This window comes from Paracoccus zhouxuedongae (assembly GCF_041927815.1).
In the GTDB taxonomy this organism is placed as follows: domain Bacteria; phylum Pseudomonadota; class Alphaproteobacteria; order Rhodobacterales; family Rhodobacteraceae; genus Paracoccus.
The window spans coordinates 84,718-109,822 of the sequence record NZ_JBHFHM010000006.1 but is presented as its reverse complement, the minus strand read 5'-3'; the positions used below and the strand labels follow the sequence as shown (position 1 = coordinate 109,822).

The window sequence follows — 25,105 nt, the reverse complement described above, 5'->3', positions numbered from 1 at the left end:
ATCAGGTGCCGCAGAAGGTCCGGGTGACGGCCTCGCCCTCGGACGGCGGCAGGGCGTAGGTGTCCCATTCGGGGCGGTCGGTGAACGGGTCGGTCAGCGCCGCAAGAAGCGCGTGGAAGGGGGCGGGATCACCGGCGACCGCGGCCTCGATCACCTGCTGGATGCGGTGATTGCGCGGGATGCGGCGCGGATTGGCGCGGGCCATGATCGCGGCATCGGGGGCGCGGGCCTGCCAACGCGCGGCCCAGGCGTCGAAACCGTCGCGGTCGATCACCTCATCGCGGGCCGAGCCATCCGCCAGCCCGGCAAAGACGCGGGTGAAATCGGCGCGCCCCGCCGCCATCAGCGCCAGCAGGTCGTCGATCAGGTCGCGGTCCTGATCCTGCGGATCGGCCAGCCCCAGCTTGGCGCCGAACACCCGCAGGAAGGCCGCGTGATAGGCGGGGGCAAAGCCATGCACCGCCTCAGTCGCGCGGTCGAGGCCATCGGCCCCCATCAGCGGCAACAGCGCGGTCGCCAGTTGCGCCAGGTTCCACGCACCGATCTGGGGCTGGTTGGCCCAGGCATAGCGGCCATTGCGGTCGATGGCGGAAAACACCGTGCCGGGGTGATAGCCATCCATGAAGGCGCAGGGACCATAGTCGATCGTCTCGCCGCTGATCGTCATGTTGTCGGTGTTCATCACGCCGTGGATGAACCCAAGGCCCATCCAGCCCGCGATCAGATCGGCCTGCGCCGCGACCACGGCTTTCAGCAGCCCCAGAGGGCCGTCCGCGCCCGGATGATGACGCGCAATGGCGTGGTCGGTCAGGGCCGCCAGGGCATCGGTGTCGCGGCGCGCGGCAAAGACCTGAAAGGTGCCGATGCGGATATGGCTGGCCGCGACACGGGTCAGCACCGCGCCGGGCAGCGGGCCTTCGTCGCGCCAGACGACCTCGCCGGTGGTGGCGGCGGCCAGGGCGCGGGTGGTCGGGATGTCGACCGCCGCCATGTATTCGCTGACCAGATATTCGCGCAGCACCGGGCCAAGCCAGGCGCGCCCGTCGCCGCCGCGCGAGAACGCCGTGCGGCCCGCGCCTTTCAGCTGAAGGTCAAAGCGCGCGCCATCGGGGGCGATGACCTCACCCAGAAGGACCGCGCGGCCATCGCCCAGTTGCGGGGTGAACTGGCCAAACTGGTGGCCTGCATAAAGCTGGGCAATGGGCTCGGCGCCGGGCGGCAGCGCATTGCCCGCCCAGACCTCGGCCCCCCAATCGGGCACGCCGAGGCGCGCGGCAAGACCGGCGTTGAAGGCCAGCGTCTGCGGATCGCGCACCGGCGTCGGCGCCTGACGGGCAAAGAATCGGTCGGGCAGGCGGGCATAGCTGTTGTCCCAGACCGTCACAGCCGACCAATCCGTTCGGTCAGCAGGGCATAGAAGCCCTTGGCGTCGATGTCGCGGATGAACAGCGCGTTCGGGGCGCGCCCGGTCACGCCCCACCAATCGGCCACGGTCATGCCGCGCGTCAGCGGGCTTTCGGTCTCGATCTCGATATTGATGTGGCGGCCCTCGAACAGGTCGGGGCGCAACAGCCAGGCGATCGTGCAGGGGTCGTGCAATGGCGCACCCTCGCTGCCGTATTTCTGCATGTCGAAGCGTTCAAAGAAGTCGGTCCAACTGGCCACGACCTCGCCCACCGGACCAAGCGCGCGCAGCGCCTCGATCCGGGGGCGGGTGGTCAGCGCCTTGTGGGTCACATCCAGCGGCATGACGACCAAGGGCACGCCCGCGCCAAAGACGATCTTCGCGGCCTCAGGGTCGACATAGATGTTGAACTCGGCCGCCGGGGTGGTGTTGCCGCCCTCGAAACAGCCGCCGCCCATCAGCACGATCTGGCGGATGCGCGGGATGATGTCGGGGGCGCGTTGAAAGGCAGTGGCGATGTTGGTCAGCGGCCCGATCGGCACCAGGGTGACGCTGCCCGCGTCCTCGCGCCGCAGGATGTCGATGATCGCATCGACGCCGTGGCCCTCGGCCAAGCGGCGCTGTGGCGCGGGCAGCTCGACCCCATCAAGGCCGGACTTGCCATGCACATATTCCGCCGTCACCAGCTTGCGCGCCAAGGGCCGGTCGCAGCCCGCGTGAACCGGCACATCGGCCCCCGCCAGCTCGACCACCTTCAGCGCGTTCACGCAGGTCAGCGGCAGGGCCACATTGCCCGCCACACAGGTGATCGCCAGCACCTCAAGCTCGGGGCTGGCCAAGGCCAGCAGGATCGCCACGGCGTCATCCTGGCCGGGGTCGGTGTCGATGATGATCTTTTGCGCCATGGTCACCTCTTTTACCCCGCAACCTTGCAAGCGACGGGGCGAGAGTCCAGCCAGACCCTCGCCCCCTTTCTTCTTGGTGAAAATATCCCGCAGGGTCCGGGGGCGCGTAGCCCCCGGCTTCGGCGGGACACCGCCGCCAGGTCAGCCGTCGAAGTTCACTTCCTCGATCAGCTTCAGCGCCTCGGGCCGCAGCTTGGCGATCTCGGTCAAGGACAGGCTGTCGGGCGTGAACTCACCCCAGCTTTGCACCAGTTCCGACCGCGCGACACCGGCTTTCACCGGGAACTCGTGGTTCGTCTCGGCATAGATCCGCTGCGCCTCGTCCGAGACCAGGAACTCCATGAACTTGATCGCGGCGTCCTTGTTCGGCGCCGATTTGGTCAGCGCCACGCCCGAGACGTTCACATGCGTGCCGCCATCTTCAAACTTGGGGAACACGATGCGCACCGATTCCGCCCAGTCCTTCTGTTCGGGATCGGCCATCATCTGACCCATGTAATAGGTGTTGCCCAGGCTGATGTCGCATTCCTTGGCCCAGATCGACTTGACCTGCGCGCGGTCGCTGCCCTCGGGCTTCTTGGCCAGGTTGGCCTTGACGCCCTCAAGCCATTTCTTCGTATCCTCGGCGCCGTGGTGGGCCAGATAGGCGGCGGTCAGCGCGACGTTGTAATCATTAGTAAAGGGGCGGGTGCAGATGCGGCCCTTCCATTTCGGATCGGCCAGATCCTCATAGCTGGTCACCTCGCCATCGGCCACGCGATCCTTGCTGGCATAGACGATGCGGGCGCGGGTGGTCAGGCCGAACCAGTTGTCGCCGCGCAGTTCGGCGGGGATGGCGGCGGTCAGAACGTCATCGCTGACGGGCTGGGTCACGCCCGCATCGACGACCTGGGTCAGGCGCGCGATGTCGACGGTCAGCACGATGTCGGCGGGGCTGCGGTCGCCCTCGGCTTGCAGGCGTTCGACCATGCCCTTGTCGACAAAGGCGATATTGGCGGTGATCCCGGTTTCCTTGGTGAAGGCGTCCAGCAGCGGCTGGATCAGTTCGGGCTGGCGGTGGGAATAGATGTTGATTTCTTCGGCCATCGCCGGGGCGGCGACACCAGCCAGGGCGGTCGCGGTCATCAGGGTGCGGAACATCGTTGACTCCTTTTGTCGGGATGCGGCCTTGGTGCCATCCCGCCACGGTGCAGTCAATGCCTGATCCTTATGATCAGCTTTGATGCAGCAGCACCGAGGCGCCCTCGGCCGCAGGCCCGACCGCCGCCCGGAAGGCCGCGAACAGCCGTGCGCCGGGGTCGCTGTCGGCCTGCACCGGCGCGGCGGCGGGGGCGCGGTCGGCAAAGCCGTCGGCCAGGCAATCCAGCCGCCCGGCGACGGCATCCAGCCGCACCAGATCACCGTCGCGCAGCCGCGACAGCGGACCCGCGCCCATGGCCTCGGGGCTGACATGGATCGCCGCCGGCACCTTGCCCGAGGCCCCCGACATCCGCCCATCGGTCACCAAGGCCACCCGCAGGCCGCGATCCTGCAACACCGCCAGCACCGGGGTCAGGCTGTGCAGCTCCGGCATCCCGTTGGCCTGCGGCCCCTGAAAGCGCACGACGACCACGGTGTCGCTGGTGAACTCGCCGCGCTTGAAGGCGGCCTTTACCGCCCCCTGATCGGAAAAGACGCGGGCAGGGGCCTCGATCACATGGCGCTCGGGGGCGACGGCGGAAATCTTGATGACGCCCGTGCCCAGGTTGCCGGCCAGCATCTTCAACCCGCCATCGCGGGCAAAGGGATCGGCGGCGGGGCGCAGGATGCGGTCGTTCAGGCTGGCCTTGGGCCCGTCGACCCAGACCGCCTTGCCGTCGATCAGCCGGGGTTCCTGCGTATAACGCGCAAGGCCCGACCCGGCGACCGTCTCGACATCCTCATGCAGAAGGCCCGCCGCCAGCAATTCGCCGATCAGCCAGGTCAGCCCGCCCGCCGCATGGAAATGGTTCACGTCGGCCAGCCCGTTCGGATAGACCCGCGCCATCAGCGGCACTACCGAGGAGATCGCGTCGAAATCCTCGAGCCGCAGTTCGATCCCGGCGGCGCGCGCCATCGCGGGCAGATGCAGGATCAGGTTGGTCGAGCCGCCCGTCGCCATCAGCCCGACCATGCCATTCACAAAGGCGCGTTCATCCAGGATGCGACCCAGCGGGCGGTAATCATTGCCAAGCGCGGTGATCGCCACCGCCCGATCCGCCGCCGCCTGCGTCAGCGCATCGCGCAGGGGCGTGTTCGGGTTGACAAAGGACGCGCCTGGCAGATGCAGGCCCATGATCTCCATCAGCATCTGGTTGCTGTTCGCGGTGCCGTAGAAGGTGCAGGTGCCGGGGCCGTGATAGCTGGCCATTTCCGCCGCCATCAGCGCGTCGCGCCCGACCTCGCCCGCCGCGAATTGCTGCCGCACCTTGGCCTTTTCGTCATTGGGCAGGCCGCTTGTCATCGGCCCGGCAGGCACGAAGATGCCCGGCAGATGGCCATAGGCCGCCGCCGCCATCACCAGCCCCGGCACGATCTTGTCGCAGACCCCCAGATAAAGCGCCGCATCAAAGGTGTTGTGCGACAAGGCCACCCCGGTCGCCAAGGCAATCACCTCGCGCGAGAACAGGCTCAGCTCCATCCCGCGCTGACCTTGCGTGACGCCATCGCACATCGCAGGCACCCCGCCCGCGACCTGCGCGGTGGCCCCGGCTGCACGCACCGCCGCGCGGATCAGGTCGGGATAGCGTTCATAGGGCTGATGCGCCGACAACATGTCGTTGTAAGCGGTGACAATGCCGATATTCGCGGCCCGCCCCTCGGCCAGGGCGGGTTTGTCGGCCCCCATCGCGGCATAGGCATGGGCCTGGTTGCCGCAGGCCAGATGCGCCCGCGCCGGGCCGCGCGCCGCCTGTTCGGCAATCCCCGCCAGATAGGCCGCGCGGCTGTCCTGCGACCGCGCACGGATCGCATCGGTGACACGGGCGATGGTGGCGTGCAGGGTCATGGCTTCCTCCGGCTTGCTGGCTTCGTTACCGCTAACACGCGCGCGGCCCATAGGCAAGCCCGCCCGCCCGCGCTAGAAGCCCCCGAAAAGCATGAGGCGCCCCATGACCTATCCCACCGTTCGCCTGCGGCCAAAGGCCGATGCCCGCGCGCTGCGCCACGGCGCCCCTTGGGTCTATGCAGATGAGCTGGTGACCGACCGGCGCAGCCAGGCGCTGCCCCCCGGCACTCTGGCCGTGCTTGAGGATGCCGAGCGCCGCCCGCTGGGGGTGGTGACGGTGAACCCCAAGTCCAAAATCATCGCCCGGATGCTGGATCGCGACGCGGGCGCGGTGATCGACCGGGCCTGGCTGGCCACGCGGCTGGCCCGCGCCATGGCCCTGCGTGAACGGCTGTTCGATCAGCCCTATTACCGGCTGGTTCATGCCGAAGCCGATGGCCTGCCCGGCACGATCATCGACCGCTTCGGCAGCGCCGCCGTGATCCAGCCGAACGCCGCCTGGGCCGAGGCGCTGATCGGCGATCTGGCTGCCGCCCTGGCCGATGTCACCGGCGTCACCACAATCGTCAAGAACGGCTCTGGCCGCGCCCGCGCGCTGGAGGGGCTGCCCGAGGAAGTCACCCTGCTGACCGGGGATCTTCCCGGCCCGGTGCCGGTGCCGATGAACGGCGCGATCTATATGGCCGACCTGCTGGGCGGGCAAAAGACCGGCCTGTTCTATGATCAACGCCCGAACCACGCCTTTGCCGCGCGGCTGGCGAAAGGGGCGCGGGTGCTGGATGTGTTTTCCCATGTCGGCGGCTTCGGGCTGGCCGCGCTTGCCGCCGGGGCCGCACAGGCAGTGGCGATCGATGGCAGCGCCGCGGCGCTGGATCTGGCCACGCAAGGCGCCGCCGCCATGGGCGTCACCGACCGCTTTGCCACGCGCCAGGGCGATGCCTTCAAGCAGTTGGAAGAACTGGGGGCCGAAGGCGCGCAGTTCGATCTGGTCATCTGCGACCCGCCCGCCTTTGCCCCCGCCAAGCCCGCGCTGGAGGCCGGCCTGCGCGCCTATGAACGGGTCGCGCGCCTTGCCGCGCCGCTGGTCGCGCCGGGTGGCTATCTGGTGCTGTGCTCGTGCAGCCATGCCGCCGATCTGACCGCCTTCCGCAACGCCAGTGCCCGCGGCATCGGGCGCGGCGGGCGGCGCGGGCAACTGATCCACACCGGCTTTGCCGGGCCGGACCATCCGCAACTGCCGCAACTGGCCGAAACCGCCTATCTGAAGTCGCTGTTCTTCCGGCTGGACGGCTGATGGCCCGGCGCGCGCTGCTGGACGCCTGCGTCCTTTACCCCACCATTCTGCGCGAAATCCTGATCGGCGCGGCCCAGGCCGGCCTTTACCGCCCGCTCTGGTCGGCCCGCCTGTTTGAGGAATGGGCGCGCGCCGCCGCCCGCCATTCGCCCGCGGATGAGGCGATCGCGCGCGGCGACATCGCGCTGATCCGGGCGGCCTTCCCGCAGGCCGAAGTCGCCGCCGCACCCGGCCTGGAGGCGCGCCTGCATCTGCCCGATCTGAACGACATTCACGTTCTGGCCGCCGCCATTGCCGGGTCCGCCGATCTGATCGTCACCTTCAACGCCCGCGATTTTCCGCGCGGCGTGCTGGCCGCCGAGGGGCTGGCGCGGCAGGATCCCGATGCCTTCCTGATGGATCTGTGGCTGGCCGACCCGCCCGCGCTGGAGGGCGTGGTGGCGCAGGTCCGCGCCCGGACCGAGGCGATCTCGGGCCGCGACCAGCCGCTGCGCGCGCTTTTGAAACGCGCCCGCCTGCCGCGCCTGGGCAAGGCGCTGGACCCCGCACGCGGCTGACGCACGGCCATCCGCGGGCCGCCTTCACGACCTGCGCCTGGGCGGCGACGGCTGGGCAAAAGAAAATGACGGCCGTGGTGATCCGACCGTCAGCGCAGGGAGCTTCCAGGACCATCACCGGTCTTCGCGTGCCTGCCCCGCCTGTATACGCTGTCACGCCACAGGTTGTCAAGTCCGCCGGTTCATCGCGACAACGCGACGGCCCGCAATCCGCCGCGCGGCTGAACGCAGGCCCTGACCTGTCGCTGCCCGCCCGCTTCTGCTAGACAAAACCGTCAAGATCGCGCAAAACACCCTTGTTTGCGCTAACAGGCTGAGGAAACGGATGATGGTCTCGCGTGTGATTCCGGTCGAGGATTTCGATCTGGTGATTTTCGGGGCAACCGGCGATCTGGCGCGGCGCAAGATCCTGCCGGGGCTTTATCGCCGCTATCTGTCGGGCCAGTTCGCCCAGGGCGCGCGCATCATCGGGGCGGCGCGGTCGAAACTGACCTCGACCGCCTTCCGCGAGGATGTCGCTACTGCCATTGGCGAATTCGTGGCCGAGGACAAGCGCGACCCCGCCGCCATTGCCGATTTCCTGAAGCTGGTCAGCTATGTGGCCATCGACGCCACCGGCACCGACGGCTGGTCGCGGCTGAAGGACAAGATGCGCGATGGCGTGACGCAGGCCTTCTACTTCTCGGTCGCGCCGTCGCTGTTCGGCGCATTGGCCGAACGGTTGCACAGCCATGACATTGCCGGGCCGCAGGCGCGGATCGTCGTCGAAAAGCCCTTTGGCCGCGATCTGGACAGCGCGCGGGCGCTGAACGCCACCCTGGCCGAGCATTTCAACGAAACCCAGATCTATCGTATCGATCATTATCTGGGCAAGGAAACCGTGCAGAACCTGATGGCGGTGCGGTTCGGCAATATCCTGTTCGAGCCGCTGTGGAACAGCCAGTATATCGACCATGTGCAGATCACCGTGGCCGAAACCGTGGGTGTCGGCGGGCGAGGGGCCTATTACGACAAGTCGGGCGCGATGCGCGACATGGTGCAGAACCATCTGATGCAGCTTTTGTGCCTGATCGCGATGGAGCCGCCCTATCACTTCGATCCCGATGCGGTGCGCGACGAAAAGCTGAAGGTGATCCGCGCCCTGGCGCCGCTGCGCCCCGAGGATATCGTGCGCGGCCAGTATGCGGCGCGCGGTGACGAAGCAGATTACGCCACCGATGCCGAAAACCCTGCCAGCACCACCGAAAGCTACATCGCCTTGCGCGTGCAGGTGCAGAACTGGCGCTGGCGCGGCACGCCGTTTTACCTCCGCACCGGCAAGAAACTGCGCGCGCGGGCCAGCGAAATCGCGATCGTCTTTCGCGAACCGCCGCATTCGATCTTCGACGATGCCGAGGGCTGGCGCGAGAACCAGCTTGTCATCCGCCTGCAACCGAATGAGGGTATGGACCTGAAGGTGATGATCAAGGAACCGGGGCCGGGCGGGATGCGTCTGGTGCAGGTGCCGCTGGACATGTCCTTTGCCGATGCGCTTGGGGCCGAGGGGGCCGATATTCCCGACGCCTATGAACGGCTGATCATGGATGTGATCCGCGGCAACCAGACCCTGTTCATGCGCGGCGATGAGGTTGAAGCTGCCTGGGCCTGGGTCGATCCGGCGATCCGCGGCTGGGAACAGGCGGGCCACAAGCCGCAATCCTATGACCCCGGATCGTCCGGGCCGGAAGATGCACTGGCGCTTTTGCACCGCGACGGCCGCCGCTGGAGAGAGATCAAGGCATGAGCTTTCAGGATTATCCCGACCGCGAGTTTCTGGAACTGGCCGTGGCCCGCGCCATTGCCGCCGATCTGGGTGCGGCCTTGCGCGCACGCGGGCGGGCGACGCTGGCGCTTGCCGGCGGCACCACGCCCGGCCCGGTGTTCGACATCCTGTCGGCCATCGAACTGGATTGGGCCAATGTCACGGTGACCGTCACTGATGAGCGCTGCGTGCCTGCCCATCATGACCGGTCGAACGCGCGGCTGTTGTCCGAACGGCTGCTGCGCGGGCATGCCCGCGCCGCCCGCCATCTGATCTGGTGGCAGGATGGCGACACCCCCGACAGCGCCGCCGCGCGTGTGTCGAGCGAATTGGCCGATCATCTGCCGCTGGATGTTGTGCTGCTGGGCATGGGCACCGATGCCCATACCGCCAGCCTCTTTCCCGATGCGCCGGAACTTCAGGCGGCTTTGGCCTCGGATGCGGCGCCGGTGATGGCGATCCATCCCGCCAGCCAGCCCGAGGCGCGTCTGAGCCTGACCGCCCCGGTGCTGAAAGGCGCGCTTGCGGCGCATCTGATGATGACCGGCGATGACAAGCGCAAGGTCTGGGAGGATACCCACGGCAAGCCCGCGACCGAGGCGCCGATCCAGGCCTTTGCCGGCGTTCTGAACGTACATTGGGCCGCGTAGGGCATCGGGGAACCATCATGGACAGTATCTGGACCCAGCTTGCCGATCACCACCGCCGCACCGCCGACCGCCCGATTGCCGATCTGATCGACGCAGGCCGCGCCCGCGATTTCAGCGCGGCGGCGGACGGGATGATCTTTGACTATGCCCGCACCGGCATCGACCAGACCGGGCGCGCGCTGCTGCTGAAACTGGCCGAGGCCAGCCCGCTGGCCACGCGCCGCGCCGCGATGTTTGACGGCGAACGCATCAACACGACCGAGGATCGCGCCGTCCTGCACACCGCGCTGCGCGCCCCCGACCGGGCGGTGACGGTGGATGGCACGGACGTCAGCATCGGCGTCCGCGACGTGCTGGCGCGGATGCGCGCCTTTGCGAATGACCTGCGCGCCGGTCGCTTCACCGGGCAGGGCGGGGCGATCACCGATGTCGTCAATATCGGCATCGGCGGGTCCGACCTAGGCCCGGCGATGGCGGTGGCGGCGCTTGCGCCCTATGCCGACGGGCCGCGCTGTCATTTCGTGTCCAACATCGACGGGGCGCATGTGCATGACGTCTTGAAGGGGTTGAACCCGGAGACGACGCTGGTGCTGGTCGCCTCGAAAACCTTTACCACGATCGAGACGATGACCAACGCCCAGACCGCGCGCGACTGGATGGCGGCGCGGGTGGCCGATCCGGCGGCGCAATTCGCCGCGATCTCGACCGCGCTGGACAAGACGGAGGCCTTCGGCATCCCCGAGGATCGTGTCTTTGGCTTTGCCGATTGGGTCGGCGGGCGCTATTCGATCTGGGGGCCGATCGGACTGTCGGTCATGATCGCCATCGGGCCGGACCGGTTCGACGACTTCCTGGCCGGGGGCCGGGCGATGGACGACCATTTCCGCGCCGCGCCCTTTGCGCAGAACCTGCCCGCGCTGCTGGCCCTGGTCGGGATCTGGCACAACCAGATCTGCGGCCATGCGACCCGCGCCGTGTTGCCCTATGACCAACGGCTTGCGCTGCTGCCCGCCTATCTTCAGCAGCTTGAGATGGAGAGCAACGGCAAGCGCGTGGGGCTGGACGGCCGCGCGCTGGACCACGACAGCGGTCCGGTGGTCTGGGGCGCGCCCGGCACCAACGGCCAGCACGCCTTTCACCAATTGATCCATCAGGGCACCCGCGTGATCCCGTGCGAGTTTCTGCTGGCTGCCCAAGGGCATGAGGCCGATCTGGATCACCATCACCGCAAGCTGATGGCCAACGCCCTGGCCCAGATGGCCGCGCTGATGCTGGGTCGGTCGACGGATGAGGTTCGCGCGGCGATGATCGCCAAGGGCATGGCGGCGGATCAGGCCAACCGTCTGGCGCCGCACCGGACCTTTCCGGGCAACCGGCCTTCGACCCTGCTGCTTTATCCGCGGCTGACGCCCTTTGTACTGGGACAGATCATCGCGCTTTATGAACACCGGGTGTTTGTCGAAGGCGTGATCCTGGGGATCAACAGTTTCGACCAGTGGGGGGTCGAGCTGGGCAAGGAACTGGCCCTTGCGCTGGAGCCTGCGATCGAGGGCAAGGACGTGCAGACCGATGCGGTGACGCAGGAAAGCCTGGCGCGGATCGCGGCCTTGCGCGGGTGATCTGGTGCGGGACCGGGGCGCTGCCCCGGACCCCGGCGTATTTGGGCAAGGAAGAAAGGGGCGCCGGTTCGGGTGCCCCTTTGGCTTACTTGACGCGGACCATGCCGGTCGCGCCGGCCAGGCCGCCGGCGGCGGCACCGACGGGGCCAGCAACGACGGCGCCGGTCGCGGCACCGGTGGCGGCGCGGGTGCCGGCATTCGGACCGCAAGCGGTCAGGGTCAGGGTCGCGGCGGTGACGATCAGGGCCAGGGTCTTGGTCATGGTGGAGCCTTTCGATTGACGATGTGACCCCAAGCCCCGCGCTGCGGAAAAGTTCCCTTACCGCGTGTCCTTTGGTCGCAGCACCAGCCAGATCAGCGCGGCGCCCGCCAGCATCAGGAACGGCACCATCGCCAGATTGACCGCCTGCCAGCCCGCCGCCGCATTTCCCGCGCTTGCGCAGTTCATCAGCCCGCCCGACGACAGGCTGGCCACGAACACCCCGCCGAAGACGACGAAATCGTTCAGGCCCTGCACGCGGCCCCGCTCGGCCGGGGTATGGGCGCGCGCCAGCATCGCGGTCGCGCCGATGAAGCCGAAGTTCCAGCCGATGCCCAGAAGGACCAGGGCGATGTAGAACTTTTCCAGCTCGACCCCGGTCAGCGCGACGGCCCCCGCCGCGCCCAGGATCGCAAGGCCGATGCCGACCACGGTGGTATGGCCCAGCCGGGCGATCAGATGGCCAGTGAAGAAGCTGGGAATATACATCGCCAGCACATGCGCGCCGACGATGTTTGCCGCCGTGCCCATGTCCAGCCCGCAGCCGACGGCGGCCAGCGGGGTTGAGGTCATGACCAGGTTCATCAGCGCGTAAGACACCATCGCGCAGATCATCGCCACGGCGATCACCGGGCTGCGCAGCAATTCGCGCGTGCTGCGGCCCTCGGGCAGGGCGGTGGCGCTGCGCGGCGCGGGGCGCGGGATGTCGAGGAAGGCAAACAGCAGCGGCCCCAGCAGGTTCAGCCCGATGATGGCGACATAGGTGGCGATGAAGGGGATTGCAGTCATCTCGGCAGTCAGGCGAACCAGTTGCGGGCCGGTGATCGCGGCGGCCAGCCCCCCGGCCATGACATATGAAATCGCCTTGGGCTGGAACGACAGGGGCGCGGTGTCGGTGGCGGCAAAGCGGTAAAAACCCTGTGCGGCCATATAGATGCCGGTCAGGAACGAGCCTGCGCAGAACAGCACGAAGCTGCCCTGCCAGATGCCGAATGCGGCGATGCCCGCACCAAGCGCGCCCGCGCCGGTGGCGAGGATGAAGCCGCTGCGCCGACCGTGGGTCTGCATCAGCCGCGCCAGTGGCTGCGCGCTGAGCGCCGATCCCAGCACGATCATCGACAAGGGCAGCGTGCCGATGCAGGGGTTGGGCGACAGCGACTGGCCCGCCAGCCCGCCGACGATGAAGATCATCGACATCTGCGCCCCCAGCAGCGCCTGGGCGATGACCAGCACGATGACATTGCGCCAGGCGCGGGCGGGGACGGGTTCGGGGGCGGCGGCGTGATCCATGCCAAACAGCTAACCCGGCGCACGGGTCTTGGGAAGGGGCTGGCGCGGGCTGCGGCAATCGTGCAGGCTGGCGGCATGAGGATCATTCACACCGATGACGACATTGCCGAGGGCGCGGCCCATCTGGCCGCCGCCGAGCCGCGCTTTGGCCATGTCCTGACCCTGTGCGGCCCGCTGCCGTTGCGGCGGCGCGGCGACGGATTTGACGCGCTTGCCGATGCCATCGTCGGCCAGCAGGTCTCGACCGCCGCGGCGCGCGCGATCCGGGGGCGGCTGGTCGCGGCGGGGTTCGACCAGCCCGCGCCGATCCTGGCCGCTGCCGATGACGATCTGCGCGGCTGCGGCCTGTCGCGCCAGAAGGTGCGCTATCTGAAGGCCTTGGCCGAGGCCGGGATCGACTGGGATGCGCTGCGCGATCTGCCCGACGAGGCGGTGGTCGACAGGCTGCTGCCCTTGCCCGGCATTGGCCGCTGGACGGTGCAGATGTATCTGATCTTTGCGCTTGGTCGGGCCGATGTCTTTGCCCCCGACGATCTGGCCCTAGCCGAGGCCGCGCGGCTTTTGTTCGATCTGCCCGACCGTCCCCGCCCCAAGGCCTTTGCCGCCATGGCCGAGGCCTGGTCGCCCTGGCGTGCCGTTGCCGCGCGCGCCTTGTGGGCCTATTACGCGCAGCAGAAATCCCGTGAAGGAGTAGCCCCATGACCCGCGATCTGAAAACCGGCCGGCGGCCTGCGCAATCGGGCAAGGCCACATCGGCGGTGGTGTTTCTGCATGGCTATGGCGCGGATGGCGCCGATCTGCTGGGTCTGGCCGATCCCTTGGCCCCGCATCTGCCCGATACGCTGTTTCTGGCCCCCGACGCGCCCGAACCTTGCGCGGGCAATCCCTTTGGGCGGCAATGGTTTCCGATCCCCTGGCTGGATGGATCGACCGAGGAGGCGGCGCGGCAGGGCATGGCGGCGGCGGTGGATGATCTGAACGCCTGGCTGGACCGGATGATGGCGGATGAGGGGCTGACCCCGGATCGCGTCATCCTGTTCGGATTTTCGCAGGGCACGATGATGGCGCTGCATGTGGCGCCGCGCCGCGATCTGCCGGTTGCCGGTGTGGTGGCCTTTTCGGGCCGCCTGCTGGAACCCGAAGCCCTGGCCGAACAGGCCCGCGTCAAGCCGCCGGTGCTGCTGGTGCATGGCGATGCCGACCCGGTGGTGCCTTTCGCCGACATGAAGCGGGCGGGCGATGCCCTGGTGGGCGCGGGGTTTGAGGTTTACGGCCATGTCATGCAGGGCACGCCGCATGGCATCGCCCCCGATGGTCTGTCGGTGGCGCTTGCCTTCATCCGCGAGCGGCTGGGGATCGCCTGACCCCCGCCGCCCCCGGTGCAGCCCCGTCACCGCCCGTCACATCGGCGTCACCTTGTCGCGCTATCTGGCCACTGACGCCCCGTGTTGGGGGTTGTCAGGTCAAAGACGCCAGATATAGTGGCGGCATGGCTGGGGCGGTTCCCCGCCCTGATGCCATGGCGGCAGGCAGGGCAAGGGGGATTCGATGCTGGATCATGACGTCCCGACAACCGATGGCCTTGGCATCTTGCCCGGCGCTGCCGGCGATTTTCGCAGCGATTTCGTCCGAGAACCGGCGCGGCTGAAGCATTTCCCCTCGTTGGTCTTGAATGCCGATTACCGCCCGCTGTCCTATTACCCGCTGTCGCTGTGGCCCTGGCAAGAGGCGATGAAGGCGGTGTTTCTGGACCGGGTGAACATCCTGGCCGAATATGACGCGGTGGTGCGCAGCCAGCGGCAGGCGTTCCGCATCCCCTCGGTCGTGGTGCTGAAGGATTTCGTCAAGCCGCGCAAGAAGGTGGCCTTCACCCGCTTCAACCTGTTCATGCGCGACGAGTTTCGCTGTCAGTATTGCGGCGGGCGCGATCACCTGACCTTCGATCACGTCGTGCCCCGGTCGCGCGGCGGCATCACCAGTTGGGAAAACGTGGTGGCCGCGTGCAGCCCGTGCAACCTGAAGAAGGCCAACAAGTCGCTGCGTGCATCCGGCATGGTGCTGCGCAAGAAGCCGGTCGCCCCCACGCCCGAGGTGATGCACGCCATCGGTCGCCGCTTTCCGCCGGGCCATCTGCATGAAAGCTGGATGGACTACCTGTATTGGGATACCGAGCTGGAAAGCTAGGCCCGCTTCAGCCCCGCCAGAACCGTCGCCAGATCGCCGTAGCCCGTCAGGCGGCGTTCATAGGCCAGACCCAGCCGGGCGGCGGCGTCGCGCGCCTGCGCATCCAGTGCCGCATCGTCGGTCTGCGCCAGATAGATCAGCTTTTCATACTGGCCGAACATGATGCCGATCAGTTCGGGATGGCGGTCGAACCCCATCGGACGCCAGCAAAAGGCGTCGAACTGGCGGGTCAGGAAATCGGTCAGGTAAAAGGCCCGCGCCTCGGTCTCGGCCCGGGCCTGAAAGGCGGGAAGGCCGTCGAAAAACGCATAGCAATGCGGCCCGGCGATCATCGCCACGCCCAGCCTTTCGCAGGTCGCGGCCAGCCCGCCGCCGGTGCCGCAGTCGGCATAGGCGATGAAGATCCGCTGACCATAGGTGGGGCGGTGATGGGCGACGGCGGCCTCGACCGCGCCGGGGATCAGGTCGGGGGTCAGATGCAGATCGGCGGGCAGACAGGTCAGGTCGACATGCTGCCAGCCGCCGATCTGACGCAGGGCCGTGATCTCGCGCGCAAGGGCGCCGCAGGCGATGACCAGCACGCGGTCCGGCCCATCCCCGCCGGTCGAGACCGCGCCCCGCACCGGCGGCGCGGCGCGCGGCCGGCGCTGCGCGGCGCGTTCGCGCAGGCCGCGCTTCACCCGTGGCGGTCCTGATGCGGCCCCGGACGGTGCAAGGCCAGGCGCATGATCGCGGCCCCGACAAGGGCCGCCATCCCCAGCGCGCCCAGAGGCAGGCCGGATCCGGCCACCATCCAGATCGTCGCCCCGGCCAGGGCGATCACGCCAAACAGCATCAGCAGGAAATGGGGCAGGGGCATGGCACTCTCCTTCAACCGGGCCAATATGGGGGGCAGGCGCGGAAAGGAAAAGCCCCGCCATGGCAGGCGGGGCCGGTTCGCAGCGGTTCTGGCGGGTTCACGCCGGGTCAGCGCCCGGAAAACGCCCGGTCAGCGCCGCGTCATGGGGCAGGTGTTCATGCCCATCAGCCGATACAGCGGGCAGGTCTGGAAGATCCCGGTCAACAGCGGGATCAGCCCCAAGAGATAGGCCCAGCGATAGGTGGCGTCGGTGTTCAAAAAGAACCCGGCGATCAGCGCCAGACCGATGAGGATGCGCAGGATGCGGTCGATGCCGCCGACATTCTTGACCATGATGGCCCCCTTTCATTCATGGGTATGAATGTATCAGCTTTCGGCGGCGTGGCAAGCGCGCAACCCCCGTCAGTTCGGCGCGCCATCAACCTGCCGCACCAGCCCCAACAGATCGCGGGTGGCGGGGTCAAAGCGGATGATCGTGCCCTCGACAAGGGCATAGTCCCACGCGCCATCGGGGATCGGCAGGCCAAGGCGTAGCGGATCGTCGATCCGCGCCACGCCGATGTCGCGCGCAAGTGCCGCGCGGATGCGCCCGACCTGACCCGGCGGGATGCAGGCCGGTTCCTTCTTCGCAAGGCCCGGTGGGCAATCGCGCGGCGTCAGCGCGCGAACCGTGTCGATCACGCGAAAGCTGTCGGCCTCGGCCCGCAGGATCTGATCGCCCGCGATGACATAGTGGCTGCCGTCGATCAGCGCGGGCAGGCCGAACAGCGCGGGGTCGGCGATCGTGTAATAGCGCGCATCGCCCAGGATGCTGCCGGGGGCGAGGATACCCTCGGGCGTCTCGGCCTTGGGTGCGGGCTTCGCGGGCTTGGCCTTCGGCTGCACCTGATCGCAGCGCCCCTGTTTGGCCAGACCGGGCGGGCAGCCGTCCTTCGCATGGGCGGGTGTGGTCATGGCGATCGCGCCCAACATCAGCGCGGCCACTGCAAGGGGGGAACGGGTCATCGCATGGCTCCGGTTCTGCGCCGCACGCGGCGGCCATCAGGGGTCAACGCGCGGGGCCGCGCCTGGTGCCCGCGCCCCGCCGATGCAGGCAGGCGACGGCGCCTTGCCGCCGATGCCCACTGACAGCCGCAAGGCCGGGCCGATCCCGCGCGGCCATTGACCCGCCGCTCTGACCCTCAGGCCTGGCCCTGCCGCCCGCGCCCCGTGAAACGGGGCAGCATGGCCGAAAAGTCGCGGCCCCGGCCATCCTCGGCCTCGACGAAATCGGTGTAAAGCCGGGTCGCCAATTCGCCCATCGGCGTGTCGGCATCGGCACTGGTCGCGGCCTGCTGCGACAGACGCAGATCCTTCAGCATCAGTTCGGCGGCGAAACCGGGCTTGTAGCCGTTGTCCGCGGGCGAGGTCGGGCCGACCCCCGGCGCGGGGCAATAGGCGTTCAGGCTCCAGCTATAGCCCGAGGAGGTGCTGACCACATCGAACATCTTTTGCCGGTCCAGCCCCAGCTTGTCGGCCAAGGCGAAGGCCTCGCAGGTGGCCAGCATGGTCACGCCCAGGATCATGTTGTTGCAGATCTTGGCGGCCTGACCGGCACCGGATTGCCCGCAATGGACGGCCTTCTGTCCCATGATCGCAAACAGCGGCTGGACGGTCGCAAAGGCCGCGTCGCTGCCCCCCACCATGAAGGTCAGCGTGCCCGCCGCCGCCCCGCCAACCCCGCCCGAAACGGGCGCATCCAGCGCGCCCAGACCCGCCGCCACCGCCTGATCGGCCACGTCGCGGGCGCTGTCGACATCGACGGTGGAACAATCGCAGAGCACCGCGCCGGGCTGCATCGCGGGCATCACCTCGGCCGCGACGGCGCGCAGGATCGCGCCATTGGGCAGCATGGTGATGACGACCTCGGCCCCGGCGGCGGCCTCGGCGGCAGTAGCGGCGCGGGTGACGCCCGCGGGCATCGGTGCGGCCAGATCGAAGCCCGCGACCTGATGGCCCGCCGCCGCCAGATTGGCCGCCATCGGCCCGCCCATATTGCCCAAGCCGATAAAGCCGATCTTCATTCGATTTTCTCCAGATGCAGGGATTTGTCGCCCAAAGGGGCCAGGATCGCCGCGACCTGATCGCGGCTCACATCCTCGGGGCGGGCGTGTTTCCAGCGCGGGTTGCGATCCTTGTCGATGATCTGGGCGCGCACGCCCTCAAGAAAATCGGCCTCGGGCAGGGCGCGGAAGGTAAAGCGGAACTCGTTTTCCAGCGCATGTTCGATGGTGTCGGCCTGACGCGCGCGGGCGATCAGGTCCAGCGTCGCGGCCATCGACAGCGGCGCGTTGCGGCGCAGCACCTTGGCGGTGTCGCGGGCGAAATCGCTGTCGGTGCGATCAAGGCTGGCAAGGATCGCACCGACATCGGGCAGCGCGAAATGGTGGTCGATCTCGTCCTGAAGGGCGATCAGCCTTTCACCCTCGGGCGGGGTGGTGGCGCGGCGCAAGATCTCATGCGTGTCGCCGGTGTCGATCAGGTGGCGCTTCAGCCCCTCCCACGCGGCCTGGGGGATGAAGTAATCGGCAAAGCCCGCGTGGATCGCATCGCCCGGACCCATCCGTGCCCCGGTCAGGCCCAGATATTCGCCGATCCGCCCCGGCGCGCGCGCCAGCAAAAGGCTGCCGCCGACATCAGGGATGAGGCCGATGCCGGTTTCGGGCATGGCGACCTGGGTGGTCTCGCCGACGATGCGGTGGCCCGAATGGCCGCCCACGCCGACGCCGCCGCCCATCACGAAGCCCTGCATGAAGGCCACGATCGGCTTGTCATAGCCGTCGATCTTGGCGTTCATGCGGTATTCGTCGCGCCAGAATTGACGCGGGCCGTCGAAATCGCCCGCCACCCCGGCGTGATACATCGCAGCGATGTCGCCACCCGCGCAGAACGCCCGATCCCCCGCCGCGTCGATCAGCACAAGCTCCACCTCGGGGTGGTCGCGCCACTGATCCAGCGCCTTGTCGATGGCCAAAGCCATCGGATGCGACAGCGCGTTCAGCGCGCCCTCACGGGTAAAGGTGATGCGACCCGCGCGCCCCTCGCGCCGGATATGCAGGTCATTGGTGCCCCAGTCGATCGTCGTCGGCATGTCTACCCCCGTTCGGCAAGAACGGCGCGGCTGGTGATCAGGCGCATGATCTCGTTCGTGCCCTCAAGGATCTGGTGAACGCGCAGGTCGCGCACGATCTTTTCGATCCCGTAATCGGCAAGGTAGCCGTAACCGCCGTGCAGTTGAAGGCATTGATTGGCGACATCAAAGGCGTCGTCGGTGACTTTCAGCTTGGCCATGGCGCAGAACTTGGTGGCGTCGGGCGCGCCCTGGTCCAGCTTCCACGCCGCCTGACGCAGGAAGATGCGCGACGATTGCAGGCGGGTTTCCATCTCGGCCAGCCGGAATTGCAGCGCCTGGAACTGATCCAGCGTTTTGCCGAAGGCGCGGCGTTCGCCCATATAGGCCAGCGTTTTCGTCATCGCCGCCTGCGCGCCGCCCAAGGCACAGGCCGCGATGTTCAGCCGCCCGCCATCCAGCCCCGCCATGGCATAGGCAAAGCCGCGCCCGTCCTGGCCGATCTGGTTGGCCTCGGGGATCACGCAATCGTCGAATTGCACCTGCGCGGTCGGCTGCGCCTTCCAGCCCATCTTGTGTTCAAAGGCGCCAAAGGACAGGCCGGGGGTGCCCGCCTGGACCACCACGGTCGAGATGCCCTTCGGCCCGTCCTCGCCGGTGCGCACCATGGTCAGATAGCAGTCGGAATAGCCGCCGCCACTGATGAAGGCCTTGGTGCCGTTGAGCCGGAACCCCTGCGCGTCGCGATCCGCGCGGGTGCGCAGGGCGGCGGCGTCGGACCCCGACCCGGGTTCGGTCAGGCAATAGGAGAACACCTTTTCCATGCTGCACAGGCCGGGCAGCCAGCGTTCTTTCTGCTCGGGCGTGCCGAACTTGTCGATCATGCCGCCGCACATGTTGTGGATCGAGAGAAACGCCGCGACCGAGGGACAGGCCTGCGACAGCGCCTCGAACACAAGGGTCGCGTCCAGCCGCGTCAGCCCGGTGCCGCCGTAATCGTCACTGACATAAACCCCGCCCAGGCCCAGCTCGGCCGCCTTGCGCCACAGATCGCGCGGGATGGTGCCGTCCTGTTCCCACTGATCGGCATGGGGCGCGATCTCATCCTGCCCAAAGGCATAGGCCATGTCGTAGATGGCCTGTTGTTCCTCGGTCAGCGCGAAATCCATGGCATCCCCCCGGCTTGGAAACTGAACAGGTGTTTAGTTTCCAAATCTTGCGGAAGTTTTGCAAGGGTCAGGCGGGGTGGGGCGGATGCGGGTGGCTGTGTGGTGGTCGGCAGTGGTGTCAATGAGGATCTTGGCAAGCGCGGTCGTAAGGGCGGCGATGACGCTGCCGTCAGCCTTGGTGCAGGCCCATTCGTCGCTGCAACAGACAGAAAGCGCCCCGCTGCGACGCGCCCGCAGGGCCGAAACGGTCATAGACAGGTGATGGGGCGAGCCGCATCGACACCCCGCCTTCTTCGTCAATCAACGTCTCAAGCGAAATCGCGCCCCTCACCACCGCGTGAAGATACCGGCCCCTTGGGGCCGGTCAAGTGATCACAACCCCAGTTTCTGCGCCACCATCTTGTTCACGACCGCCGGGTCGGCGGTGCCGCCGGTGGCTTTCAGGACCTGGCCGGTGAACCAGCCCGCCAGTTTGGCGTTCACCTTGGCCTTTTCGACCTGCGCGGGGTTGTCGGCGATCAGTTGATCCAGCGCGGCCTCGATCGCGCCGGTGTCGGTGACGGCTTTCATGCCGCGCGCGGCGGCGACCTCGGCGGGGTTGCCGCCCTCGGTCCACAGGATTTCAAAAAGATCCTTGGCCATCTTGCCGGTGATCTCACCCGAGGCCAGCAGGTCCAGCATCCCGCCCAGTTGCGCCGCCGACAGCGGGCTTTCGCTGATCGCCAGACCCTGCTTGTTCAGCCGCCCGAACAATTCGTTGATGACCCAGTTCGCGGCCTGCTTGCCGTCGCGGCCCTGCGCCACGGCCTCGAAGTAATCGGCGTTTTCCACCTCGGCAGTCAGCACATCGGCATCATATTCCGACAGGCCCATGTCTTTGACAAACCGTGCCTTTTTCGCATCCGGCAGTTCCGGCATCGCGGCCGCGATGTCGTCGACCCAGGCCTGTTCGATTTCCAGCGGCAAAAGGTCGGGGCAGGGGAAATAGCGATAGTCGTGGGCCTCCTCCTTCGACCGCATCGAGCGCGTCTCGCCCTTGTCGGGGTCGTAAAGCCGGGTTTCCTGCACGACCTTGCCGCCATCCTCGATGATGGCGATCTGTCGGCGGGCCTCATAGTCGATCGCAGCCTGGATGAACCGCAGGCTGTTCATGTTCTTGATTTCGCAGCGCGTGCCCAGATGGCTGAAATCCTGGGTTTCCTGATAGCGTTCATAATCGCCGGGGCGGCAGACGCTGACGTTCACATCGGCGCGCAGGTTGCCGTTCTGCATGTTGCCATCGCAGGTGCCCAGATAGCGCATGATCTGGCGAAGTTTCGCCACATAGGCCGCCGCTTCCTCGGGGCCGCGGATGTCGGGGCGGCTGACGATCTCCATCAGCGCGACGCCGGTGCGGTTGAAATCGACGAAGGACATGTTGGGGTCCATGTCGTGAATCGACTTGCCGGCATCCTGTTCCAGATGGATGCGTTCGATGCGCACGCGGCGGGCGACGCCGGGGCCAAGATCGACGATTACCTCGCCCTCGCCCACGATGGGGTGGTAAAGCTGGCTGATCTGATAGCCCTGCGGCAGGTCGGGGTAGAAGTAATTCTTGCGGTCAAAGGCGCTGCGCAGGTTGATCGCGGCCTTCAGGCCCAGCCCGGTGCGCACGGCCTGGGCCACGCAGAACTCGTTGATGACGGGCAGCATGCCGGGCATTGCGGCATCGACGAAGGCCACATTGGCATTCGGTTCAGACCCGAAGGCGGTCGAAGCGCCGGAAAACAGCTTGGCGTTGGATGCGACCTGGGCGTGAACCTCAAGCCCGATGACCAGTTCCCAATCCTCCTTGGCCCCCGAGATGACCTTGGGTTCGGGCGCGCGATAGGACAGATGGTCAAGCATGGTGGTTCCCTTTGGCTATGGCCTGCGTTTTAGGCCGGGGCGCGGGGCAGGGCAAGCGGTCTGGCAAGCTGCGTGACAGGCGCAAGCCCGCCGATGGCACGCAGTCGCATCGGCAAAAGCCCGCCGAAACGGTGGCTTGGCCCGGTGGCGCGGTCTTGCGGGGGTTTACAGCCCGACCGCCGCGCGGGCAGATCAAGCGCGCAACAACCGGAGTGCCCGCATGAAAATGTGGATGAAGGCCCTGACGCTGGGGGCCGCGATGATCGCCAGCCCGCTGGCTGCAACGCTGACGGCGACCCCCGTCGAGGCCCGGCAGGCCGCCGCCAACGCCCAGATCATCCAGGTCGCGATGCGGTGGGATCACCGGCGCGAGGCGAACACCTGGACCCGCTCCACCATGTCGGCGGTGTCGCAGACCCGGCTGACGCGGATCATCCCGCATGACATCGCGCAATTCTGCCCCGGCTATGCGCAGGGCGACAGGGTGCAGCGCGCCGCCTTCTGGACGGGCCTTCTGTCGGCGATCGCCAAGCATGAAAGCACCTGGAACCCGCGTGCGGCGGGCGGCGGCGGGCGCTATCTGGGGCTGATGCAGATCTCGCGCGGGACATGGGGGCATTACGGCTGCGGCGGCAATATCCGCGACGGGTCGGACAATCTGGCCTGCGCGGTGCGGATCATGGCCAGCCAGGTCGGGCGCGACGGCGTGGTCGGCGCGGGCGGGCGCGGCGGTGTGGCGCGCGACTGGGGTCCGATGAAGATGCAGGGCAAGCGCGCCGACATTGCCGCCTGGACCCGGCGTCAGGCCTATTGCCAGAACTGATCCGATGAAAAACGGGGCGCCAGTGGCGCCCCGCTTGCGTTTTGGCCATCAGCCCTGCTGGGCCTCGATGCCATAGAACTCCTCGGGTTTCGGTGTGTCGTGGCCGCGCACCGGCAGCACCGGATGCACGACCTGCGGCTGTTCGCCCGACAGCGTATGCAGGAAGGCCACGATGTCATCGATCTGCGCATCGCTCAGCTCGGCCCCCAATTGCGAGTTGGCCATGATGTCGACCGCCTGCCGCAGATCCCAGACCTTGCCGGAATGGAAATAGGGCGCGGTCAGCGCGATGTTGCGCAGGGGCGCTGCGCGGAACACGTAGTCATCGCCCGCCGTCTCGGTCACGGCAAAGCGGCCACGGTCGCCTTCGGGCAGCACGTCGGCGCCGGGTTTTTCAACCACGCCAAAGGGATAGTAATCCTGACCGCCGAAGTTCACGCCGCCATGGCAAGATGCGCAGCCGGTATCCACGAACAGTTTCAGCCCGTTCTTTTCCTGTTCCGTCATCGCCCCGTCCTGGCCCATCAGGAACTGGTCGAACTTCGAGTTCGGGGTGATCAGCGTGGCCTCGAACGCCTCGACCGCCAGGGCGAAATTGTCGAAGCTGACGGCATCGTTGCTGCCGGGGAAGGCGGCGGCAAAGGCATCGACATAGCCCGGCATCGACTTCAGCGTGGCGACCACATTGTCGGGGGTGTTGTTCATCTCGACCCCGGCCTGCACCGGGCCTTTGGCCTGCGCGGCCAGATCGGGGGCGCGGCCGTCCCAGAACTGGGCGATGTTATAGACGGCGTTCAGCATGGTGGGGGCGTTGCGCGGCCCCTTTTGCCAGCCATGCCCGATCGAGGTCTCCAGCCCGTCGACCCCGGCCAGGCCGACATTGTGGCAGGACTGGCAGGAAAACAGACCCGAGCGCGACATGCGCGGGTCGAAGAACAGCTTGGCGCCCAGGTCGATGCGTTCGCGGGTCAGCATGTTGCCGTCGTGGATCGTCGGCGCCAGCGGGATCGGCTTGAAGTTTTCCTGCGCGACGGCGCGCAGATCGGCGTCGGGCGTGGCCGTTTCGGCCAGGGCGGGCAGCGCCGCCGTGGTCAGGGCCACCGTCACGAGCAAGCGGGTAAGCATGGGACATCTCCTGTCTGATTCTGGATTTATTCTAAATGCAGGATCTGCCCCCGCCTTGATCTGGCGCAAACGGACGTTGCCGGGGCGGGGGGTTTTCGCCATTCTGCCCCCACCCGAATGGAGACGCGCGACATGGCCCTTGAGGATGCCAAGACCCAGACCGACCTGGCCTTTCTGCGCGATGATCCGCGCGGCCTGGCCTTTGAAAACGCCTTTGCCGGGGCGACCAGCTTTCTGCGCCGCCGCTATACGCGCGATCTGCGCGGCTTTGATCTGGCGATCACGGGGGTGCCCTTTGATCAGGCGGTGACGCATCGCCCCGGCACCCGCTTCGGCCCGCGCGCCCTGCGCGAGGCCAGCACGCTGCAAGCCTTCGACGCGCCCTATGGCTGGGGCTATGACCCGTTCACCGAGCTGGCGATTGCCGATTATGGTGACATGCCCTTTGATTATGCAGCGATTTCCGACGTGCCCGCGCGGATCGAGGCGCATATCGGCGGCATTCTGGATCAGGGCGCGGGGGCGATCACCCTGGGTGGGGATCACTCGATCACGCTGGGTGCCTTGCGCGCCCATGCCCGCCGCCACGGGCCGCTGGCGGTGATCCAGTTCGACGCGCATTCCGACACCTGGGCCGATGACAACCCGGCGCGGATCGACCACGGCACCTTCCTTTATACCGCGATCCGCGAGGGGACGGTCGACCCTGCCGCCTCGGTCAGCGTGGGCATTCGCACGGATAATCCCGACACTTTGGGCGTCACCATCCTGGATGCGGCATCGGTTCACCGCGACGGCGTGCCCGGCACGCTGGACCGAATCCGCGCCGTGGTGGGCGACCGCCCGGTCTATCTGACCTTCGATATCGACGCGCTGGACCCCGCCTTTGCGCCGGGCACCGGCACCCCGGTCTGGGGCGGGCTGGCCAGTTGGCAGGCGGCGGCGCTGTTGCGGGGCCTGGCCGGCATCAACCTGATCGGCGGCGACCTGGTCGAGGTCAGCCCGCCCTATGACCATGCCAATGTGACGGCGGTCATGGGCGCGCATGTGGTGGTCGAGCTGATCGCGCTGTGGGGCTGGACCCGGCGCAAGGCGCTGAAATAACAGAAAAACCACGTATTTTTGCCGTATCGCGCGCGTATCC

General features: G+C 67.5%; 25 protein-coding genes. 10 read left to right on the top strand and 15 right to left on the bottom strand.

All coding sequences use genetic code 11. The features are described 5' to 3' along the window. Position 1: 1 nt before the first annotated feature. From ACEYYA_RS08975 to edd, 4 genes are all read right to left on the bottom strand, one after another. A complete protein-coding gene (locus ACEYYA_RS08975; protein WP_374799778.1) occupies positions 2-1,384 on the bottom strand; it encodes a protein adenylyltransferase SelO in 1,383 nt (460 codons plus the stop codon). Further along, positions 1,381-2,310 (bottom strand): nucleoside hydrolase, encoded by a 930-nt coding sequence (locus ACEYYA_RS08970; protein WP_374799776.1) that lies wholly within the window; start codon positions 2,308-2,310, stop codon positions 1,381-1,383. Before ACEYYA_RS08970 ends, ACEYYA_RS08975 begins: the two co-directional genes overlap by 4 nt. 141 nt (positions 2,311-2,451) lie before the next feature. Then, a complete protein-coding gene (locus tag ACEYYA_RS08965) occupies positions 2,452-3,450 on the bottom strand; it encodes a Fe(3+) ABC transporter substrate-binding protein (RefSeq protein WP_374799774.1) in 999 nt (332 codons plus the stop codon). A 73-nt stretch (positions 3,451-3,523) separates the two neighbouring features. Beyond that, the gene (edd, locus tag ACEYYA_RS08960; RefSeq protein ID WP_374799772.1) at positions 3,524-5,335 is read right to left on the bottom strand and encodes a phosphogluconate dehydratase; all 1,812 of its coding nucleotides are present in this window, start codon (positions 5,333-5,335) and stop codon (positions 3,524-3,526) included. Positions 5,336-5,438: 103 nt separating this feature from the next. On the opposite strand from edd, the gene ACEYYA_RS08955 reads away from it, so the two are divergent. The 5 genes from ACEYYA_RS08955 (at position 5,439) to pgi (ending at position 11,256) form a co-directional block, all read left to right on the top strand. After that, on the top strand, positions 5,439-6,629 hold the full coding sequence (locus ACEYYA_RS08955; RefSeq protein WP_374799770.1) for an RSP_2647 family RNA methyltransferase: 1,191 nt from the start codon (positions 5,439-5,441) through the stop codon (positions 6,627-6,629). Continuing rightward, entirely contained in the window at positions 6,629-7,186 is a 558-nt protein-coding gene (locus tag ACEYYA_RS08950; protein ID WP_374799768.1) for an RSP_2648 family PIN domain-containing protein, read from the top strand. Before ACEYYA_RS08955 ends, ACEYYA_RS08950 begins: the two co-directional genes overlap by 1 nt. Positions 7,187-7,514: 328 nt before the next feature. Beyond that, positions 7,515-8,969 (top strand): glucose-6-phosphate dehydrogenase, encoded by a 1,455-nt coding sequence (gene zwf / locus ACEYYA_RS08945; protein ID WP_374800019.1) that lies wholly within the window; start codon positions 7,515-7,517, stop codon positions 8,967-8,969. Further along, entirely contained in the window at positions 8,966-9,637 is a 672-nt protein-coding gene (gene pgl, locus ACEYYA_RS08940; protein WP_374799766.1) for a 6-phosphogluconolactonase, read from the top strand. Before zwf ends, pgl begins: the two co-directional genes overlap by 4 nt. A gap of 17 nt (positions 9,638-9,654) precedes the next feature. Beyond that, positions 9,655-11,256 carry a glucose-6-phosphate isomerase gene (gene pgi / locus ACEYYA_RS08935; RefSeq protein WP_374799764.1) on the top strand — a complete coding sequence of 534 codons (1,602 nt, stop codon included), beginning with the start codon at positions 9,655-9,657 and terminating at the stop codon, positions 11,254-11,256. A gap of 85 nt (positions 11,257-11,341) precedes the next feature. Here pgi and ACEYYA_RS08930 read toward each other — a convergent pair whose 3' ends face one another. Together ACEYYA_RS08930 and ACEYYA_RS08925 are read right to left on the bottom strand one after the other, a co-directional pair. Then, the gene (locus tag ACEYYA_RS08930) at positions 11,342-11,518 is read right to left on the bottom strand and encodes a hypothetical protein (protein ID WP_374799762.1); all 177 of its coding nucleotides are present in this window, start codon (positions 11,516-11,518) and stop codon (positions 11,342-11,344) included. A 57-nt stretch (positions 11,519-11,575) separates the two neighbouring features. Next, the gene (locus ACEYYA_RS08925) at positions 11,576-12,805 is read right to left on the bottom strand and encodes an MFS transporter (protein ID WP_374799760.1); all 1,230 of its coding nucleotides are present in this window, start codon (positions 12,803-12,805) and stop codon (positions 11,576-11,578) included. A 75-nt stretch (positions 12,806-12,880) separates the two neighbouring features. Here ACEYYA_RS08925 and ACEYYA_RS08920 point away from each other — a divergent pair, with 75 nt between their 5' ends. From ACEYYA_RS08920 to ACEYYA_RS08910, 3 genes are all read left to right on the top strand, one after another. Continuing rightward, positions 12,881-13,507, top strand: a complete 627-nt coding sequence (locus tag ACEYYA_RS08920; protein WP_374799758.1) for a DNA-3-methyladenine glycosylase family protein — start codon at positions 12,881-12,883, stop codon at positions 13,505-13,507. Further along, on the top strand, positions 13,504-14,169 hold the full coding sequence (locus ACEYYA_RS08915) for an alpha/beta hydrolase (protein ID WP_374799756.1): 666 nt from the start codon (positions 13,504-13,506) through the stop codon (positions 14,167-14,169). Before ACEYYA_RS08920 ends, ACEYYA_RS08915 begins: the two co-directional genes overlap by 4 nt. Positions 14,170-14,353: 184 nt before the next feature. After that, positions 14,354-14,989 (top strand): HNH endonuclease, encoded by a 636-nt coding sequence (locus ACEYYA_RS08910; RefSeq protein ID WP_374799754.1) that lies wholly within the window; start codon positions 14,354-14,356, stop codon positions 14,987-14,989. On the opposite strand, the gene ACEYYA_RS08905 is transcribed toward ACEYYA_RS08910, so the two are convergent. From ACEYYA_RS08905 to gatB, 8 genes are all read right to left on the bottom strand, one after another. Then, the gene (locus ACEYYA_RS08905; protein ID WP_374800018.1) at positions 14,986-15,612 is read right to left on the bottom strand and encodes a DUF1638 domain-containing protein; all 627 of its coding nucleotides are present in this window, start codon (positions 15,610-15,612) and stop codon (positions 14,986-14,988) included. The genes ACEYYA_RS08910 and ACEYYA_RS08905 overlap by 4 nt on opposite strands. 53 nt (positions 15,613-15,665) lie before the next feature. Beyond that, the gene (locus ACEYYA_RS08900) at positions 15,666-15,848 is read right to left on the bottom strand and encodes a hypothetical protein (RefSeq protein WP_374799752.1); all 183 of its coding nucleotides are present in this window, start codon (positions 15,846-15,848) and stop codon (positions 15,666-15,668) included. 129 nt (positions 15,849-15,977) lie between these two features. Further along, positions 15,978-16,181: a YgaP family membrane protein gene (locus ACEYYA_RS08895; RefSeq protein WP_374799750.1), complete on the bottom strand. Its 204-nt coding sequence runs from the start codon at positions 16,179-16,181 to the stop codon at positions 15,978-15,980. Positions 16,182-16,250: 69 nt separating this feature from the next. Continuing rightward, the gene (locus ACEYYA_RS08890; RefSeq protein WP_374799748.1) at positions 16,251-16,853 is read right to left on the bottom strand and encodes a hypothetical protein; all 603 of its coding nucleotides are present in this window, start codon (positions 16,851-16,853) and stop codon (positions 16,251-16,253) included. 176 nt (positions 16,854-17,029) lie between these two features. After that, entirely contained in the window at positions 17,030-17,911 is an 882-nt protein-coding gene (mmsB, locus tag ACEYYA_RS08885; RefSeq protein WP_374799746.1) for a 3-hydroxyisobutyrate dehydrogenase, read from the bottom strand. After that, positions 17,908-18,978 (bottom strand): enoyl-CoA hydratase/isomerase family protein, encoded by a 1,071-nt coding sequence (locus tag ACEYYA_RS08880; protein WP_374799744.1) that lies wholly within the window; start codon positions 18,976-18,978, stop codon positions 17,908-17,910. Before ACEYYA_RS08880 ends, mmsB begins: the two co-directional genes overlap by 4 nt. A 2-nt stretch (positions 18,979-18,980) precedes the next feature. Continuing rightward, entirely contained in the window at positions 18,981-20,126 is a 1,146-nt protein-coding gene (locus ACEYYA_RS08875; RefSeq protein WP_374799742.1) for an acyl-CoA dehydrogenase family protein, read from the bottom strand. A 372-nt stretch (positions 20,127-20,498) separates the two neighbouring features. Further along, complete coding sequence (gene gatB / locus ACEYYA_RS08870) at positions 20,499-22,013, bottom strand: Asp-tRNA(Asn)/Glu-tRNA(Gln) amidotransferase subunit GatB (RefSeq protein ID WP_374799740.1); 1,515 nt, start codon at positions 22,011-22,013, stop codon at positions 20,499-20,501. 220 nt (positions 22,014-22,233) lie between these two features. Between gatB and ACEYYA_RS08865 the strand changes: the two genes are divergently transcribed. Beyond that, a complete protein-coding gene (locus ACEYYA_RS08865; RefSeq protein ID WP_374799738.1) occupies positions 22,234-22,836 on the top strand; it encodes a transglycosylase SLT domain-containing protein in 603 nt (200 codons plus the stop codon). A 48-nt stretch (positions 22,837-22,884) separates the two neighbouring features. On the opposite strand, the gene ACEYYA_RS08860 is transcribed toward ACEYYA_RS08865, so the two are convergent. Beyond that, entirely contained in the window at positions 22,885-23,961 is a 1,077-nt protein-coding gene (locus ACEYYA_RS08860; RefSeq protein WP_374799736.1) for a cytochrome-c peroxidase, read from the bottom strand. Between the two features lie 132 nt (positions 23,962-24,093). Here ACEYYA_RS08860 and speB point away from each other — a divergent pair, with 132 nt between their 5' ends. Further along, a complete protein-coding gene (gene speB, locus ACEYYA_RS08855; protein ID WP_374800017.1) occupies positions 24,094-25,065 on the top strand; it encodes an agmatinase in 972 nt (323 codons plus the stop codon). Positions 25,066-25,105: the final 40 nt, after the last annotated feature.